At 62.1% G+C, this 17,089-nt stretch carries 13 protein-coding genes and 1 pseudogene; 7 read left to right on the top strand and 7 right to left on the bottom strand.

Translation table 11 applies throughout. The annotated features are described in order from the left end of the window. Window positions 1–12: 12 nt before the first annotated feature. From V1294_RS07315 to V1294_RS07285, 7 genes are all read right to left on the bottom strand, one after another. Window positions 13–606, bottom strand: coding sequence for a GNAT family N-acetyltransferase (locus V1294_RS07315; RefSeq protein ID WP_334496078.1), 594 nt, complete (start codon window positions 604–606; stop codon window positions 13–15). A gap of 6 nt (window positions 607–612) precedes the next feature. Continuing rightward, the gene (gene glpK, locus V1294_RS07310; protein ID WP_334496076.1) at window positions 613–2,115 is read right to left on the bottom strand and encodes a glycerol kinase GlpK; all 1,503 of its coding nucleotides are present in this window, start codon (window positions 2,113–2,115) and stop codon (window positions 613–615) included. A gap of 246 nt (window positions 2,116–2,361) precedes the next feature. Next, complete coding sequence (locus V1294_RS07305; RefSeq protein ID WP_334496075.1) at window positions 2,362–3,135, bottom strand: SDR family NAD(P)-dependent oxidoreductase; 774 nt, start codon at window positions 3,133–3,135, stop codon at window positions 2,362–2,364. 147 nt (window positions 3,136–3,282) lie between these two features. Further along, on the bottom strand, window positions 3,283–4,425 hold the full coding sequence (gene pimD, locus V1294_RS07300) for a pimeloyl-CoA dehydrogenase small subunit (RefSeq protein ID WP_334496073.1): 1,143 nt from the start codon (window positions 4,423–4,425) through the stop codon (window positions 3,283–3,285). A gap of 173 nt (window positions 4,426–4,598) precedes the next feature. Continuing rightward, window positions 4,599–5,789, bottom strand: a complete 1,191-nt coding sequence (gene pimC / locus V1294_RS07295) for a pimeloyl-CoA dehydrogenase large subunit (RefSeq protein ID WP_334496072.1) — start codon at window positions 5,787–5,789, stop codon at window positions 4,599–4,601. Window positions 5,790–5,825: 36 nt separating this feature from the next. Further along, window positions 5,826–7,499 carry a dicarboxylate--CoA ligase PimA gene (gene pimA, locus V1294_RS07290; protein WP_334496070.1) on the bottom strand — a complete coding sequence of 558 codons (1,674 nt, stop codon included), beginning with the start codon at window positions 7,497–7,499 and terminating at the stop codon, window positions 5,826–5,828. After that, window positions 7,499–9,595 (bottom strand): 3-hydroxyacyl-CoA dehydrogenase NAD-binding domain-containing protein, encoded by a 2,097-nt coding sequence (locus V1294_RS07285; protein WP_334496068.1) that lies wholly within the window; start codon window positions 9,593–9,595, stop codon window positions 7,499–7,501. Before V1294_RS07285 ends, pimA begins: the two co-directional genes overlap by 1 nt. Window positions 9,596–9,777: 182 nt before the next feature. Here V1294_RS07285 and V1294_RS07280 point away from each other — a divergent pair. The 7 genes and pseudogenes from V1294_RS07280 (at window position 9,778) to V1294_RS07250 (ending at window position 17,064) form a co-directional block, all read left to right on the top strand. After that, a pseudogene (locus V1294_RS07280) lies at window positions 9,778–10,640 on the top strand (IclR family transcriptional regulator). 69 nt (window positions 10,641–10,709) lie between these two features. Continuing rightward, window positions 10,710–11,507 carry an ABC transporter ATP-binding protein gene (locus V1294_RS07275; RefSeq protein ID WP_247783107.1) on the top strand — a complete coding sequence of 266 codons (798 nt, stop codon included), beginning with the start codon at window positions 10,710–10,712 and terminating at the stop codon, window positions 11,505–11,507. Then, the gene (locus V1294_RS07270; RefSeq protein WP_334476811.1) at window positions 11,504–12,217 is read left to right on the top strand and encodes an ABC transporter ATP-binding protein; all 714 of its coding nucleotides are present in this window, start codon (window positions 11,504–11,506) and stop codon (window positions 12,215–12,217) included. The genes V1294_RS07275 and V1294_RS07270 overlap by 4 nt, the downstream gene beginning before the upstream one ends. 11 nt (window positions 12,218–12,228) lie before the next feature. After that, on the top strand, window positions 12,229–13,107 hold the full coding sequence (locus V1294_RS07265) for a branched-chain amino acid ABC transporter permease (RefSeq protein ID WP_108514348.1): 879 nt from the start codon (window positions 12,229–12,231) through the stop codon (window positions 13,105–13,107). A gap of 2 nt (window positions 13,108–13,109) precedes the next feature. Further along, a complete protein-coding gene (locus V1294_RS07260; protein WP_334496066.1) occupies window positions 13,110–14,123 on the top strand; it encodes a branched-chain amino acid ABC transporter permease in 1,014 nt (337 codons plus the stop codon). A gap of 326 nt (window positions 14,124–14,449) precedes the next feature. Beyond that, window positions 14,450–15,679 carry an ABC transporter substrate-binding protein gene (locus V1294_RS07255; protein WP_334496065.1) on the top strand — a complete coding sequence of 410 codons (1,230 nt, stop codon included), beginning with the start codon at window positions 14,450–14,452 and terminating at the stop codon, window positions 15,677–15,679. A 158-nt stretch (window positions 15,680–15,837) separates the two neighbouring features. Continuing rightward, complete coding sequence (locus tag V1294_RS07250; RefSeq protein ID WP_334496064.1) at window positions 15,838–17,064, top strand: ABC transporter substrate-binding protein; 1,227 nt, start codon at window positions 15,838–15,840, stop codon at window positions 17,062–17,064. The last annotated feature ends 25 nt before the right edge of the window (window positions 17,065–17,089 follow it).

Here is a 17,089-nt window from a genome sequence, read left to right as displayed (position 1 = left end):
CGCCCTACTTAATCACTCAATAACCGGCACATGCCGCGCCACGTCGCGCGGCACTGTCCCATCGAGCCTCGGATCATTGACCATTTCGACCTGCCGCCGGAATGGACGAAAGCCTGAGCGTTGGTAGAAGGCGAGCGCGGCGGGATGATCGAAGGTGCAGGTGTGCAGCCAGACGCGCGTAACCGGCCGCGACCATGCGAGCTCCAGCGCGCGATTCATCAGCCAGCGTCCGGCGCCGGTTCCGACAAGTTTTTCGGCGACTCCGAAAGAGACGACTTCGCATTGCCCGGGCTCGCGAAAATCCAGCTCGAGCAAACCTTCGTCGCACCCCTCATGCGCCAGTGCGTAGATCTCCATCAGCGGCGATTGAATGATCGCGGCCAATTGCGCGTCAGGCATCCGTATCCTTGAAATCCACAGCCACTCCTCGCCGACGCGGCGATAGAGATCGCGAAACCAGTCGAGCGGCGGCATCTCAACCCGCCGCAGCGTCCATGCACCCGCGGGATCGGGACGCGGCCCGGGGCGCGCGGTCATCTCCAGGTGCGTGACGACCGCAGCGATCTTGCCGGCGGGAACGTCGGAGTAGCCGTCGGGTAATATCATCCGGTGCTACTCCCCCTCATCGCTCGCCAGCACGCCCTTCACCGCCCGCGCCCAGCCCTTAAGCTTCCGCTCGCGTGTCGCCGCGCTCATCGCCGGCTTGAAGCGATGCTCCAGCCGCCAGTTGTCGGCGAATTTTGCGGGCTCGGGATAGACGCCGGCCTGTAGCCCGGCGAGATAGGCCGCTCCCAGCGCCGTGGTTTCTTGGATCATCGGGCGGTCGACGGGCGCGTCGAGCAGATCGGCGAGGCGCTGCATGGTCCAGTCCGAGGCGGTCATGCCGCCGTCGACGCGGAGCACGATGTTGGCGGCGTTCGCATCCGGCCAGTCGGATCGCATCGCGGCCCAGAGGTCAAACGTCTGGTAGCAGACGCTTTCCAGCGCGGCGTGAGCGAGTTCGGCGGGGCCGGTGTTGCGGGTGAGGCCGAACAGCGCGCCGCGGACGCGGGGATTCCAGTGGGGTGCGCCGAGGCCGACGAAGGCCGGCACCAGATAGACGCTCTGCATGGAATCGGATTTGTCGGCGAGCGGGCCGGTTTCGGACGCCTGCTTGATGATGCCGAGGCCATCGCGCAGCCACTGCACAGCGGAACCTGCGACGAAGATCGAGCCTTCGAGGGCGTAGGTGCGCCTTCCGTTGAGTTGATAGGCGATGGTGGTGAGCAGCTTGTTCTTCGAGGCGACCGGCGTGGTGCCGGTGTTGAGCAGCGCAAAACAGCCGGTGCCGTAGGTCGACTTGATCATGCCGGGCGTGAAGCAGGCCTGGCCGATGGTGGCGGCCTGCTGGTCGCCGGCGATGCCTGAAATGGCGATCGCGCCGCCGAACAGGCTTGGGTCGCTGTCGCCGAATTTGGCGGAGGAATCTTTTACCTCTGGGAGCATCGAGCGCGGCACGCGCAGGAGTTTCAAGAGCTCATCGTCCCACTCGCCGGTGTGGATGTTGAACAGCAGCGTGCGCGAGGCATTGGTGGCGTCGGTCGCATGCACACGGCCAGCGGTCAGCCGCCACAGCAGATAACAATCGACAGTGCCGAACATCAGTTCGCCGCGGCCGGCGCGTTCGCGCGCGCCCGGCACGTGGTCGAGGATCCAGGCGACTTTGGTGCCCGAAAAATAGGGATCGATGATCAGGCCGGTCCTGGCGGAAATATTCGGCTCGTGGCCTTCGCTCTTCAATTTGGCGCAGATGTCTGATGTGCGGCGGTCCTGCCAGACGATGGCGCGGTGCACGGCCTGCCCCGTCGCGCGGTCCCACACGACCGTGGTCTCGCGCTGGTTGGTGATGCCGATCGCGGCGATGTCCTTTGCCGTCAGGCCGGCCTTTTCCAGCGCCTCGTGGCAGACCGCGACCGTCGAGGTCCAGATATCCTCGGGCTCGTGCTCGACCCAGCCGGACGCCGGAAAATGCTGCGGAAATTCCTGCTGCGCCGTCGCGGCGATCGAGATGTCGCTGCGGAACACCATGGCGCGCGAGGACGTGGTGCCCTGATCGATGGCCAGTACAAAGGACATGACGCTGCTTCCCCGGGAGGTGATGTTCGGCCCAAGGGAGCGGATTGGAAGGCCAAGGTCAATATGGGATGGCGCTTCGCTTCACCCTCCCCTGGAGGGGGAGGGTCGGCTCACATTGAGCGCAGCGAAATGTGAGCCGGGGTGGGGTGATCTCTCAACTCGGGCACTGTTGGATGTGGGTAGACCGTCACCCCACCCCGCCGCTGCGCGTCGACCCTCCCCCTCCAGGGGAGGGTAAGAAAGAAACTACGTCGCCGCCGTGGTCACGCCGCCATCGACCACGATGGTCTGGCCGGTCATGAAGGTCGAGGCATCCGAGGCCAGATACGCTACCGCGCCGGCGATTTCGTCGGGCTCGCCGATGCGGCGGAGCGGGGTGCCGGCGGTGCGGCGCTTGAGCATTTCCGGATCTTCCCACAGCGCCTTGGCGAAATCGGTTTTCACCAGACCCGGTGCCACGCAATTGACGCGGACGCCTTTCGGACCCCATTCGCCGGCGAGGCTGCGGCAGAGCGCGAAATCCGCGGCCTTGGAGATGCCGTAGGCGCCGATCACGGTCGAGCCGCGCATGCCGCCGATGGACGAGATGATCACCACCGAGCCGTTGCCTCGCTCGGCCATCTGCGGGATCGCCAGCGCGCAGAGCCAGATGTTGCTCTTGACGTTACTGCCCATGATCTTGTCGAAGGCCTCGTCCTTGATGTCGAGCAGCGGGCCGTAATACGGATTCACCGCGGCGTTGCAGACGAGGATGTCGACCTTGCCGTAATGCTTTGTCGTGCCCGTGACCAGCGCCTCGACTTCCTCGCGGCGGGAGATGTTGCAGGCAATGACATGGGCGTCGCCGCCGGCCTTGTTGATGCCGTCGGCGACTTCCTGACAGGCGTCAGCCTTGCGGCTGGAGATCACGACTTTTGCACCGAGCTTTGCCAGCAGTTCGGCGGAGGAGCGGCCGATGCCGCGGCTGGAGCCGGTGATGACAGCGACTTTTCCGGTGAGATCGAACGGGGTGTTTTTCATTGTTGATTGTTCCTTGCTCGCTACCTCCGCGTCATTGCGAGGAGCGAAGCGACGAAGCAATCCATCTATCCCTGTGCGGCGCTATGGATTGCTTCGCTTCGCTCGCAATGACGGGGCAACATTGTCGCCCCGCAATGACGATCCGTCCTACACCAACCCGCCCGCGTCGGTGACGCGGCGGAGGTGGTAGTCGGTGTCGCCAAAGGTGTTTTCGATCATGGTCAGCCGCTTGAAGTAGTGGCCGATCTTGGCTTCCTGGGTCATGCCGATGCCGCCGTGAAGCTGGATCGACTGCTGGCCGATGAACTTGCCTGATTTGCCGATCTGCACCTTGGCGGCGGCGACCGCGGTCGCGCGCTCCTTGGCGCTGTCGAAATCGGCCGCCATGGTCGCGAACATCGACATGCTGCGGGCCTGTTCAAGGGCCACGAACATGTCGGCGGCGCGGTGCTGCAGGGTCTGGAAGCTGCCGATCGGCACGCCGAATTGTTTTCGCGTCTTGAGATATTCGACCGTGCTCTTCAGCGATTCATCCATCGCGCCGACGGCTTCCGCGCACATCGCAGTGCGGGCTTCGTCCACCACGCGCTCGATCAGCGCCAGAGCGTTCTCGGGATCGCCGATCGCGGCATCGGCGCCGACTTCGACGCCGGTCAGCGTGATGTCGGCAGCATGCAGGCCGTCCTGGGTCGGATAGCCCTTGCGGGTGACGCCCTTGGCGTTTGCCGGCACCAGGAACACGCCGATGCCGCTGCGATCGCGCTGTGCGCCCTTGGTGCGCGCGGTCACGATCAGGGTGTCGGCGTTCTCGCCGTTGAGCACGACGAATTTTTCGCCGTCGATGACCCAGCCCGCGCCCTTCTTCTTGGCTGATGTTGCGACATCGCCGAGGTCGTAGCGCGAGTTCTTCTCGAGCTGCGCGAACGCAAAGGTCTTGCTGCCGTCGATGATGCCGGGGATGTGCGCGGCTTTCTGCTCGGCCGAGCCGCCATGGCGCAGGAAGCCGCCGCCGATCACCACCGTCGCCAGATACGGCTCCAGCACCAGCGCCTTGCCGAGCGCCTCCATCACGATCATGGTTTCGACCGCGCCGGCGCCAAAGCCGCCATCGGCTTCGGCGAACGGCAGGCCCAGCAGGCCCTGCTCGGCGAGCTTGCCCCAGACGGCCTTGCTCCAGCCGCCCTTCTCCTTCTGGTACTTCTTGCGCGCATCGAAATCGTAGGAGTCGGTCAACAGACCGTCGATGCTTTCCTTGAGAAGGCGCTGCTCCTCGGACAAATCAAAATCCATGTTCGTTACTTTCTCCAGAATTCAATTCGGGCAACGCCGTTGCCGAGCTCTCTATCGTCATCCCCGCGAAGGCGGGGATCCAGTAATCGCAGCCGCATTTCGTGAATCACGACCACCGCGGCGTACTGGGTCCCCCGCCTTCGCGGGGGACGACATGTGTTGTTGTGGCAGGACTAAAGCCCCAGCACCGCCTTGGTGATGATGTTGCGCTGGATCTCGTTGGAGCCGCCGTAGATCGAGACCTTGCGGTTGTTGAAGTAGCTCGGCGCGATCTGGGCGGTCCAGTCCATGGTCTCGTTCGAGCCGTCGTCGCCATGCACGTCGTAAGGAGCCGCGAACGGGCCGATCACTTCCATCAACAGTTCGGTGGTGGTCTGCTGGATTTCCGAACCCTTGATCTTCAGCACCGAAGACGCCGGGTTGGGCTTGCCCTTGCCGTGCTTGCCTTCATCCGCGACGACGCGGAGCTGCGTGAGCTCGAGCGCCTTCAGCTCGATCTCGCAGGCGGCGAGTTTTTCGCGGAAACCCTGGTCCTCGATCACCGGCTTGCCGTTCTGTTCGACCTTGGAGGCGAGATCCTTGATGCGGCGCAGCCGCTCCTTGGAGACGCCGACCCGGGCGATACCGGTGCGCTCGTTGCCGAGCAGGAATTTTGCGTAGTCCCAGCCCTTGTTCTCTTCGCCGATCAGATTCTCGACCGGCACCTCGACGTCGTCGAAGAACACTTCGTTGACCTCATGGCCGCCGTCGATGGTCTCGATCGGGCGCACGGTGACGCCCTTCGACTTCATGTCGAACACGATGAAGGAGATGCCCATCTGCTTCTTCGCTGATGTGTCGGTGCGGCACAGGCAGAAGATCATGTCGGCGTGCTGGGCGAGTGTGGTCCAGGTCTTCTGGCCGTTGATGATGTACTTGTCGCCCTTGCGCTCGGCCTTGGTCTTGAGCGATGCAAGATCGGAGCCGGAGCCGGGCTCGGAAAAGCCCTGGCACCACCAGTCGTCGACATTGGCGATGCGCGGCAGATACTGCTTCTTCTGCTTTTCGTTGCCAAAGGTGTAGATGACGGGGCCGACCATGCTGACGCCGAAGGCGAGCGGCGCGGGTGCGGGGTGCATCTGCAGCTCTTCATTGAAGATATATTGCTGCACCGAGCTCCACCCCGTGCCGCCATGCTCCTTCGGCCAGTGCGAGACGCCCCAGCCCTTCTTGTTCAGGATGCGCCACCAGGCGACCATCTCGTCCTTGGAGAGGTGACGCCCCTCCACCATCTTGCGTCGCGTTTCCGGCGGCACGTTGTCCCGGAAGAAGGCCCTCACCTCCTCACGAAACGCGATTTCTTCCTTGCTGAAAGCGAGATCCATCGGATCCTCCTGTGAACGAATAATTCCAGATTCCGGTTACGCGACGTCTTTCTTGATGGTGGCCTGCGAAGGCTGTTGCTGCATCCGCAATTCGTGGCGCGACAATTTTCCGACCGGGGTGCGCGGCAGTTCGTCGACGAAATCGACCGCCGCCGGAATCTCGTGCCTTCCGATCTTGCCGGTCAGGAAGGTACGCAATTCGTCCAGCGTGAACGGCTTGGCGCCGTCGCGCAGCTTGATGAAAGCCTTCGCAGCCTCGCCGCGGTAGTCGTCGGGAATTCCGATCACGATCACTTCCTGCACGGCAGGATGGGTGTAGATCGCCTGCTCGATCATCTGCGGATAGACGTTGAAGCCGCCGGAGATGATCATGTCCTTCTTGCGGTCGACCAGATAGAAATAGCCGTCGGCGTCCATGTAGCCGATATCGCCGGTGAGGAAGCGGTCGCCAACAAAAGCGTCCGCGGTTTCCTTCGGTCTGTTCCAGTAGCCTTTGGTGACGTTCGGGCCGCGGATTCTGATTTCGCCGGCCTCGCCGACCGGCATCAGCTTTTTCGGGTCTTCCAGCGACACCACGTCCATCTCGATGCCGGGCAGCATCAGGCCGATCGAGCCTGGTTTGTCCGGCCCTTCCTTGGGATGAGCGGTGCCGGGCGAGCAGGTCTCGGTCATGCCCCAGCCGCTCTTCAGCTTCATGCCGACCCGGCGCTCGAAGATTTTTGCGACCTCGACCGGCAGCGGCGCGCCGCCGGAGCCGCAGGACACCAGCGAGGACAGGTCGCGCTTGTCGAGATCGGGAAGTGCTGCGATCGCGATCCACATCGTCGGCACGCCCGGAAATACCGTTGCGCGCTTGACCTCGATGTCGCGCATGACAGCCTCGACGTCGAAACGCTGATGCAGCGAGATCAGGTGGCCGCGCCGGATTGCGGAGAGCAGCACCACTGTCAGCGCGTAGATGTGGAACAGCGGCAGCACGCAGATCACGCGTTCGATCGCGTTGCGCTCGGCGCGCGCCGGCCTGCCCCAGACGTCGTAGACCGACACCGCCGAGGTCAGGTTGCCGTGGCTCAGCATCGCGCCTTTTGGCAAGCCGGTGGTGCCGCCGGTATATTGCAGCAGCGCAACGTCATCGGCCGATATCGCCGGCCACTGCGAAGGTTTTGCCGCGCCGTCGACAAATTGCCTGTAAGTGATGACCGCAGGGTTTTCCGGCAGCCCCGTCTGCGGCGCTCCGATCCTGCCCCAATGATCGTCCTCGCAGACGATCAGGCGGTCCAGCAGGCCCTTATCGAGAAATTTCAGCGCGGTCGGCAATAGCGCCGACAGATTGCTGGTGACCAGCACCCGCGCGCCGGAGTCAGTGAGCTTGTGCGACAGTGCGATCTCGCCGTCGAGCGGCGACAGATGCACGACGCGGCCGCCGGCTTTCAGCGCGCCGAAGAAATTGATCGGATGATCCGGCGAATTGCCGAGGAACAATGCGACCGATTTGTTCTTGCCATAACCGGCGCGAAGGAAGGCGCTGGCCGCCGTCTCCACCAGCGCTTCGAGTTCGCTGTAGCTGATCGGCCGGTCGCGAAACTCGATCGCCGGCCGCGATCCGAATTCGGCAACAGCTGCCGACAACAGGTCGGGCAGCGTGCCGCACGCGATCGGATCGTCCCAGCGGACGCCTTCCGGATAGAACTGCTCTCCGGGATGCCCCATCAAGCCGCCTTCGACTGCGCGGCCAGCGACGCAAAGGTCTTGCCTTCATCGGCGAGGCGCTTGAGCAGCGGGGCCGGTTCGAGCGAGGGATCGTTGGTCTCCTTGGCGTAATAGGAGAGACGATCGGCGATGTGCTTGAGACCGACCTGGTCGGCGTAGAACATGGGGCCGCCGCGATAGATCGGCCAGCCATAGCCGTAGAGCCAGATCACGTCGATGTCGCTCGGACGCGCCGCGATGTTCTCTTCAAGGATGCGCGCACCCTCGTTGATCATCGGGTACATCATGCGCTCGAGGATCTCGTCATCACTGACAACGCGCTTCTTGCGCCCGAGACGCTGCAACGTCTCATCGATCAGTTTTTCGACTTCCGGGTCGGGCAGCGGCGCGCGCGAACCGCCTTCATATTTGTAGTAGCCCTTGCCGGTCTTCTGGCCGAAGCGCCCGGCTTCGCACAGCGCGTCGGCGATTTCCGACTTGATGCCGCGGTCCTTGCGCGAACGCCAGCCGATATCGAGGCCGGCGAGATCGCTCATCGCGAACGGGCCCATCGGCATGCCGAATTTCGTCACCACGGCGTCGACCTTCTGCGGCAATGCGCCTTCGAACAGCAGCTTTTCCGACTGCTTGCCGCGCTGGGCCAGCATGCGGTTGCCGACGAACCCGTCGCAGACGCCGACCACGGCCGGCACTTTTGCGATCTTGCGCGCGATCGAAACCGCCGTCGTCAGCGCATCCGGCGCTGTCTTGTCGGCGCGGACGATCTCGCACAGCTTCATGACGTTGGCCGGCGAGAAGAAGTGCATGCCGAGCACGTCCTGCGGACGCTTTGTCACCTTCGCGATCTCGTCGATGTTGAGATACGAGGTGTTGCTGGCCAGCACCGCGCCCGGCTTGGCGTGCTTGTCGAGCGCCTCGAACACTTCCTTCTTCACCGCCATGGTTTCGAACACGGCCTCGATCACCAGGTCAGCGTCCTTGACGTTCTCCAGGCCAACGACGCCATTGATCAGGCCCATGCGCTTGGCGGGCGCATCCGCCGGGATGCCGCCGCGGGCCGCGGTGGCCTCGTAATTCTTCTGCATCACGCCCATGCCGCGCTTGAGCTGCTCTTCGCCGGTCTCGATCAGCGTCACCGGGATACCGGCATTGGCGAACGACATCGCGATACCGCCGCCCATGGTGCCGGCGCCGATAATGGCGACGCGTTCCACCGGACGCGGCTTGGTGCCCTCGGGCACGCCGGCGATCTTGGCGGCTTCCCGCTCGGAGAAGAAAGCGTAGCGCTGCGCCTTGGACTGGTCGCTGGCGACGAGCTTGAGAAAGCCCTCGCGCTCCTTCTTCAGGCCTTCGTCGAACGGCAGTTCGATCGCGGCGCGCACGGCATCCGCGGCCGCGAACGGCGCTTCCAGCCCGCGCGCCTTCTTGGTCAGGGCTGCGACCGCATTGGTGAAGATCGAAATGTCGGCCTTGGCCGCCGCGAGCTTGGAGTCGTCGTCGCGCAGCTTGCGCAGCGGGCGCTTCTCCGCCAGCACCTTGAGCGCAAAAGCCTCGCCGCCCGAAGCCGGACCTTCGACAATCTCCTCGATCAGGCCGTTCTTGAGCGCTTCCGCCGCGCCGATCGGATCGCCGCTGACGATCATCTTGACCGCGAGTTCCGGGCCGACCGCGCGCGGCAGCCGCTGGGTGCCGCCGGCACCCGGCAACAGGCCGAGTTTCACTTCGGGCAGGCCGAGCTTGGCTTCCTTGGTCGCGACGCGATAGTGGCATGCCAGAGCGACTTCGAGACCGCCGCCAAGCGCCGTGCCGTGAATGGCCGCAATGATCGGCTTCGGCGAGTTTTCCATCAGCACAAGCACTTCGGCGAGGCCGGGCGGCTTCGGCGGCTTGCCGAATTCGGTGATGTCGGCGCCGGCGATGAAGGTGCGACCGCCGCAGGTCAGCACGATGGCCTTAACTTCCGTGTCCGCAATCGCGCTCTTCATGCATTCGAAAATACCGCCGCGCACCGCGGCGCTGAGCGCATTTACCGGCGGGCTGTTGACCGTGACGATGGCGATGACGTCATGACGTTCGAGTTTTACCACTTCGCTCACGGGACTCTCCCTGGATCGTTTGTTCTCTGGATCGTTTGTTCTTGGATGCCGCTCGACTTGCGTTGAGTGGCTACGGTCGATTTTCGCTAATTTCGCACTGCGAAATTTAATTCCACATCTTGACACGGAGGGTTATTTTGAAGCACGTCCGTTGTCAACGAGCTCATCAGCAGTAGCGGGTAATGAAGCGTCCAGGGAAAAAGGTGGCGACTGATCGCAGCTTCGTCGTCGCGCTTTCCCGCGGACTTGATGTGTTGCGCGCATTTCATCCCAACGACGGGCTTCTCGGCAATCAAGAACTCGCCGCCCGTACCAATTTGCCGAAGCCAACCATTTCCCGGCTGACCTACACCCTGACCAAGCTGGGTTATCTTACACCCGTTCCGCGCTTCGAGAAGTATCAGCTCGCGCCATCAGCCATGGCGCTGGGGTATGCCGCCCTTGCCAATCTCGGCGTTCGGCATTTGTCCGAACCTTATCGTGAAGAACTGATGCGCGAGACCGGCGGCGCCGTCGCGGTCGGCGGACGCGACCGTCACAGCATGATCTATTTCGGGCAAAGCCGTACCGGGCTGCTCGGCGTACAGCTCGACGTCGGTTCGCGCGTACCGATCGCGACCACCGCGATGGGGCGCGCCTATATCTGGGCGCTGCCCGAGGATGAGCGCGCCACCTTGTTGCGCGAACTGCGCGATCACTACGGCAATCGCTGGCCCAAAATGCGCGACGGCATCGAACGCGCGGGCGAAATGCTCGCGCGTTACGGCTTCACCATCTCCGCAGGTGAATGGCAGGAGGATGTGCACGCCGTAGGTGTGCCGCTGAAGCTCAACGACGGAACCGGACCGTATGCCTTTAATTGCGGCGCGCCCGCTTTCCGTTTCACGGAAGATCGCTTGATCAACGACATTGGACCTCGTCTTGTGACGATGGTAAGGAACATCGAGGCAGCGTTGGGCGGCGCGGCCCCGCAATCCAAAAAACAGAAAATAAGAAGTTGAAAGCAGGAGGAAAAGTTGCACGTGTGTCCGAGGGGATCAGATAGCCTTCATCACGACTGGCGAAAATCTTCGCGTGGTCATTCCCGCCCTGTGATCAGCGCGGGCGAGACCCGATGACGCAGGCCCAGCTCGCGCAGGGAAATGCTCCCCTGCTCGCGGTTCGCGACGTCAGCGTCGTGTTCGGCGGCATCATCGCGTTGAACGGCGTGTCGTTTAACATGCACAAGGGAAATATCCTTGGGCTGATCGGCCCGAACGGCGCCGGCAAGACGACGTTGTTCAACTGTCTCTCCCGACTCTATCAGCCGAGCTCCGGCGATATTCTGATGGAGGGCGTGAGCATTCTGACGCGTCCGCCGCACCGGATCGCCGAAATCGGCATCGGCCGCACCTTCCAGAACGTCGCGCTGTTTCCCAATCTGTCGGTGCTCGACAACGTTCGCGTCGGCACCCACGCGCGCACTTCAAGCGACATCATCTCGGACTCGCTGAAGCTCGCCTGGGTTCGCCGCACCGAAGCCGACGTCAACAAGAAGGTCCACGAGATCCTCGATTATCTGGATCTCAACGACGTCGCCCACACGGTGGTCTCCGGCCTGCCGTTCGGCACACAGAAGCGCGTCGAGCTGGCGCGCGCGCTTGCCGCCGATCCAAAGATCCTGCTGCTCGACGAGCCCGCCGGCGGCCTCAACCACGAAGAAGTCCACGTGCTCGGCGATCTGATCCGCCGCATTCGCGACGAGCGCCACATGACCGTGCTGCTGGTCGAGCATCACATGGGTCTGGTGATGTCGATCGCCGACCATGTCGTCGCCCTCAACTTCGGCCGCAAACTCGCCGAGGGAACACCGGCCCAGGTCCAGGCCGACCCGGATGTCATCAAAGCCTATCTGGGGAGCAAAGACCAATGACCTCGATGCTTAACGTCAAGGATCTCCGCGCCTATTACGGGCAGGTCCAGGCGCTTCATGGCCTCTCCTTCGCGCTCAACGAGGGCTCGCTGACCACCCTGCTCGGCGCCAACGGCGCCGGCAAGACCACCACCCTGCGCGCGATCTGCAACATGGTGCGTTCGACCGGCGCGATCGAGTTCGAGGGCAAGCCGCTCTCCGGCAAGTCGACCGAAAACGTCGTCCGCCTCGGCATTGCCCATGTGCCGCAGGGGCGCGGCACCTTCACCACCATGACGGTGGAGGAAAACCTGCAGCTCGGCGCCATCACCCGCACCGACAAGAAGAACATCGTCGCCGATATCGAGCGCATGTACGAGCACTTCCCGGTGCTGAAAGAACGGCATACCCAGCAGGCGGGCACGCTGTCGGGCGGCGAGCAGCAGATGCTCGCGGTCGCGCGGGCGCTGATGCTGCGGCCGCGGCTGATGCTGCTGGACGAGCCGTCGTTCGGCCTGGCGCCCTTGATCGTGCGCGAGCTGTTCAAGATCCTCGGCAAGATCAACCGCGAGGACAAGGTCACCATCCTGGTGGTGGAGCAGAACGCGCAACTGGCGCTGGAGCTCGCCGACCAGGCCTATGTGATCGAAACCGGACGGATCGTGATGTCGGGCAACGCCAAGGACATCGCGACCAACGAAGACGTCCGTAAATCCTATCTCGGCTACTGAGGAGCAGGACAATGGAGCTTTTTACCAACCAAGTCCTGGCCGGTATCGCCACGGGCGCGATTTATGCCTGTATGGCGCTTGCCGTCGTGATGATCTACCAGGCGATCGACCATCTTAATTTCGCCCAGGGCGAAATGGCGATGTTTTCGACCTTCATTTCCTGGCAGCTGATGCAGTGGGGCATCCCGTACTGGTGGGCCTTCCTCGCCACGCTGATCATCTCCTTTGCCGGCGGCATCGCCATCGAGCGGCTGCTGTTCAAGCCGCTCGCCAAGGCTCCGATCCTGACCAACGTCGCGGGCTTCATCGCATTGTTTGCGATCGTCAACTCCGTGGCCGGCCTGATCTGGGACTTCACCATCAAGCAGTATCCGTCGCCGTTCGGATCCTCACCCTTCCTCGGCAGCCAGCTGATCTCGACCCACCAGGCCGGCATGATCGGCGTCACGCTGGGACTGCTGATCGCACTTTATTTCTTCTTTCAGTTCACACGGATCGGGCTTGCGATGCGCGCTGCCGCCTCGCTGCCGGAATCGGCCCGCCTGGTCGGCATCAACACATCGTGGATGATCGCACTGGGCTGGGGCATGGCTTCCGCCATCGGCGCGATCGCCGGCATCCTGATCGCACCTGTCGTGTTCCTGGAGCCGAACATGATGGGCGGCGTGCTGATCTACGGATTTGCCGCGGCCGTCCTCGGCGGCCTGACCTCACCGCTTGGCGCCGTGCTCGGCGGCTTCCTAGTCGGCGTGTTTGAAAATCTCGCCGGGACCTACATTCCCGGCGTCGGTAACGAACTGAAACTGCCGATCGCGCTTGCGCTGATCATCACCGTCCTGGTTGTCAAACCGGCTGGACTGCTGGGCCGGCCCATCGTGAAGCGAGTTTGATCATGAGCGCAGTCGAAGAAGTCGTCACAGAAGCACCGGCCGTCGATGCCGTTCCGAAGCGAGCGATGACGCTCGGCCTGGGCACCTCGCTGGTGGTGCTGGCCGCGCTGGCCCTCGCGCCGCTGTTCGTCAAGAACTTCATCATCTTCCAGATGACGATGCTCCTGATCTACGGCCTTGCCGTTCTGGCGCTGAACATCCTGACCGGCGGCAGCGGCCAGTTCTCGCTAGGCCAAAGCGCGTTCTACGCGGTCGGCGCCTATACGTCGGCGATCCTGATGGAACATGTCGGGATGAACTACGCGCTGACGCTGCCGATCGCAGGCATCATCTGCTTTGCCTTCGGTTTCGTGTTCGGCCAGCCCGCGCTGCGGCTCTCCGGCGTCTACCTGGCGCTGGCGACCTTTGCGCTTGCGGTCGCCATGCCGCAACTCCTGAAGCTCGGCTTCTTCGAGCATTGGACCGGCGGCGTGCAGGGACTGGTCGTGACCAAGCCCGATGCGCCGTTCGGCCTGCCGATGGGGCAGGACATGTGGCTGTATTACTTCACGCTCGTGATCACGATCGGTATCTATATCGCCTCGGTCAACCTGCTGCGCTCGCGCTCGGGCCGCGCCTTCATGGCAATCCGCGACAACGAGATCGCGGCCTCCGCCATGGGCGTCGATGTCGCGCTGTACAAGACGCTGGCGTTCGGCGTCTCGGCCGGCATCACCGGCGTCGCCGGTGGTCTCGGCGCCATCGCAGTGCAGTTCGTGGCCCCGGACGGCTACACCATCACGCTCGCGATCTCGCTGTTCCTCGGCATGGTCGTCGGCGGCGTCGGCTGGCTGCCGGGCTCGATCGTCGGAAGCGCCTTCATCATCTTCGTGCCGAATATCGCCGAAGGCATCTCCAAAGGCCTCTCCGGTGCCGTATTCGGCGTGCTTCTGTTCCTTGTCATCTTCCTGGTACCGCACGGCGCCAGGCAGGTCGCGATGGTTGCCCAGCAACTCATAGGAAAGCTGAAAAGGTAGCCCTCACTCAGGAGTAGCAATGCGTTCCGCAACAATAAGAAGCGCCGCCTTCTGGACGGCGCTCATCACTTTCGCTGGATGATGCGCTTCAAGGGCGAGAAGTGGGAGTTGTTCGGGGAGGTCATCAGCGGCGAGGAGACCATTAACTGATATTCCGCCGGACGGTAGTTTCCCGGTGATCAGACTAAATATCGCCTCCCGCGACGCCGTCGCGGGGGGCTTTTTGTTGCTGGACGAGACCGAAAGGTATTCAATGTTCGCAAAGGGCCGCCAAGCGCTCCAATCAAAAACAGTGACACAGTCATCGATCCCAGGGAGATCAAAAAATGTCCGTTATCAACTTGCGACTGGGAGCCTTTGCGGCTGCCCTCGCATTGCTTGCCGCGACCAGCAGCGGCGCATTGGCACAAAAGAAATACGACACCGGCGCGAGCGACACCGAGATCAAGATCGGCAACATCATGCCCTACAGCGGGCCTGCCTCGGCCTACGGCGTGATCGGCAAAACCGCAGAGGCCTATTTCAGGAAGGTCAACGCCGAGGGCGGCATCAACGGCCGCAAGATCAACTTCATCAGCTATGACGACGCCTACAGCCCGCCGAAGACGGTGGAGCAGGCGCGCAAGCTGGTCGAGAGCGACGAAGTCCTGCTGGTCTTCAATCCGCTGGGCACCCCGCCGAACACGGCGATCCAGAAGTACCTGAATTCGAAGAAGGTGCCGCAACTGTTTGTCGCCACCGGCGCCACCAAGTGGAACGATCCGAAGAACTTCCCCTGGACCATCGGCTGGCAGCCCAACTACCAGAGCGAATCCGCGATCTACGCGAAGTACATTCTGAAGAACAAGCCCGACGCCAAGATCGCGGTGCTCTATCAGAACGACGACTACGGCAAGGACTATCTCAAGGGCTTCAAGGACGGCCTCGGCGACAAGGCAGCCTCGATGATCATCGTTGAGGAAAGCTACGAAGTATCGCAGCCAACCATCGATTCGAACATCGTCAAGCTGAAGTCGCTGAATGCCGACGTGTTCTTCAACGTCTCCACGCCGAAGTTCGCCGCCCAGGCGATCAAGAAGATGAATGAGATCGGCTGGAAGCCAATGCACTTCCTCAACGGCGTCTCCTCCTCGATCGGCAGCGTCATCAAGCCTGCCGGCTTTGAGAATTCGCAGGACATCATCTCCTCGAACTACCTCAAGGATCCGACGGATGCGGAATGGAAGAACGATGCAGGCATGAAGGCCTGGAACGAGTTCCTGGACAAATACTATCCGGAAGCAAATCGTTCCGACATCTTTGTGATGTATGCCTATACGGTGGCACAGGGCCTCGAGCATGTGTTGAAATCCAGTGGCGACAATCTCACACGCGAGAACGTCATGAAGCAGGCCGCGAGCATCAAGAACCTCGAACTCGGAGGTTTGCTGCCGGGCATCAAGGTCAACACATCGCCTACCGACTTTGCTCCCATCTCCCAAGTCCAACTGATGAGGGTAAAGGGCGAGACCTGGGAACGCTTCGGCGAAATTCTCTCTGATGACGTCGGCGGCTAGCGCGCCGGGACCGTCTACTAAAGCAGCCCCCGCGGCGTTGCCGCGGGGGCTTTTTGTTGTGAGGCCTCAGGCAAGATGGTAAGCACGCGACGCTAAAAGAGCTTCCTTCAAGGAAGCCTGACGACTGGCTTTGTTAGAATGAAAAGGGAGAGACAGAAATGTCCACAATGAAAAAACTTGCGGTTGTTTCGACCGCGTTTGGACTACTCGCGGCAACTTCGAGCGGCGTTCTCGCACAGAAGAAATACGACCCCGGCGCGAGCGATACCGAAATCAAGATCGGCAACATCATGCCCTACAGCGGACCGGCTTCCGCCTATGGCGTGATCGCCAAGACCGAGGAAGCCTATTTCAAGAAGATCAACACCGAGGGCGGCATCAACGGCCGCAAGATCAACTTCATCAGCTATGACGACGCCTATAGCCCGCCGAAGACGGTGGAGCAGGCGCGCAAGCTGGTCGAGAGCGACGAAGCGCTGATCGTCTTCAATCCGCTCGGCACGCCGCCGAACACGGCGATCCAGAAATACCTCAACAGCAAGAAGGTGCCGCAACTGTTCGTCGCCACCGGCGCCACCAAGTGGAACGATCCGAAAAACTTCCCGTGGACGATGGGCTGGCAGCCCAACTACCAGAGCGAAACGCAGATCTATGCCAAGTACATTCTGAAGAACAAGCCGGACGCCAAGGTCGGGATCCTTTATCAGAACGACGACTACGGTAAGGACTATCTGAAGGGCTTCAAGGACGGACTCGGCGCCAAGGCCGCATCGATGATCGTCCTGGAGGAAAGCTACGAAGTCTCCGAGCCGACGATCGATTCCCACCTCGTCAAGCTGAAGGCAAGTGGCGCCGATGTGTTCATCAACATCACCACGCCCAAATTCGCGGCGCAGGCGATCAAGAAGAACGCCGAGATCGGCTGGAAGCCGCTGCACTTTCTCAATAACGTCTCGGCCTCGATTGGCAGCGTGATGAAACCGGCCGGCTTCGAGAATGCGCAGGACATCATCTCGTCCAATTACCTTAAGGATACGTCTGATCCGGAGTGGAAGAACGACCCCGGCATGAAAGCTTTCGATGAATTTCTGGCCAAATACTACCCCGAGGCCAACAGGATCGATAGCTTTGTGATGTATGGGTACACAGTCGCGCAGGGCCTTGTGCATGTGCTCAAAGCCAGCGGCGACAATCTCACCCGCGAGAACGTCATGAAGCAGGCAGCCAACATCAGGAATCTCGAGATCGGCAGCTTGCTGCCAGGTATCAAGGTCAACACCAGCGCTACCGACTTTGCCCCGATTTCGGCGGTCCAGCTTCAGAAGTTCAAAGGCGAGACCTGGGAACGCTTCGGCGAAGTGATTGATGCCGAGGTCGGCGGCTAATCGCAAAATGCTATCGACCGATTGT

Source organism: Bradyrhizobium sp. AZCC 1678, from assembly GCF_036924765.1.
Taxonomy (GTDB): domain Bacteria; phylum Pseudomonadota; class Alphaproteobacteria; order Rhizobiales; family Xanthobacteraceae; genus Bradyrhizobium; species Bradyrhizobium algeriense.
The sequence above is the reverse complement of the archived record's forward strand: the minus strand, read 5'-3'. Positions and strand labels throughout refer to the sequence as shown.

Bases quoted from the DNA above. Each gene is read 5' to 3' on its own strand.
- pimC (WP_334496072.1), bottom strand. From the start codon at position 5,789: ATGGATCTCGCTTTCAGCAAGGAAGAAATCGCGTTTCGTGAGGAGGTG.
- V1294_RS07250 (WP_334496064.1), top strand. From the start codon at position 15,838: ATGTCCACAATGAAAAAACTTGCGGTTGTTTCGACCGCGTTTGGACTA.
- pimD (WP_334496073.1), bottom strand. From the start codon at position 4,425: ATGGATTTTGATTTGTCCGAGGAGCAGCGCCTTCTCAAGGAAAGCATC.
- V1294_RS07270 (WP_334476811.1), top strand. From the start codon at position 11,504: ATGACCTCGATGCTTAACGTCAAGGATCTCCGCGCCTATTACGGGCAG.
- V1294_RS07315 (WP_334496078.1), bottom strand. From the start codon at position 606: ATGATATTACCCGACGGCTACTCCGACGTTCCCGCCGGCAAGATCGCT.
- glpK (WP_334496076.1), bottom strand. From the start codon at position 2,115: ATGTCCTTTGTACTGGCCATCGATCAGGGCACCACGTCCTCGCGCGCC.
- V1294_RS07260 (WP_334496066.1), top strand. From the start codon at position 13,110: ATGAGCGCAGTCGAAGAAGTCGTCACAGAAGCACCGGCCGTCGATGCC.
- V1294_RS07255 (WP_334496065.1), top strand. From the start codon at position 14,450: ATGTCCGTTATCAACTTGCGACTGGGAGCCTTTGCGGCTGCCCTCGCA.
- pimA (WP_334496070.1), bottom strand. From the start codon at position 7,499: ATGGGGCATCCCGGAGAGCAGTTCTATCCGGAAGGCGTCCGCTGGGAC.
- V1294_RS07265 (WP_108514348.1), top strand. From the start codon at position 12,229: ATGGAGCTTTTTACCAACCAAGTCCTGGCCGGTATCGCCACGGGCGCG.
- V1294_RS07275 (WP_247783107.1), top strand. From the start codon at position 10,710: ATGACGCAGGCCCAGCTCGCGCAGGGAAATGCTCCCCTGCTCGCGGTT.
- V1294_RS07305 (WP_334496075.1), bottom strand. From the start codon at position 3,135: ATGAAAAACACCCCGTTCGATCTCACCGGAAAAGTCGCTGTCATCACC.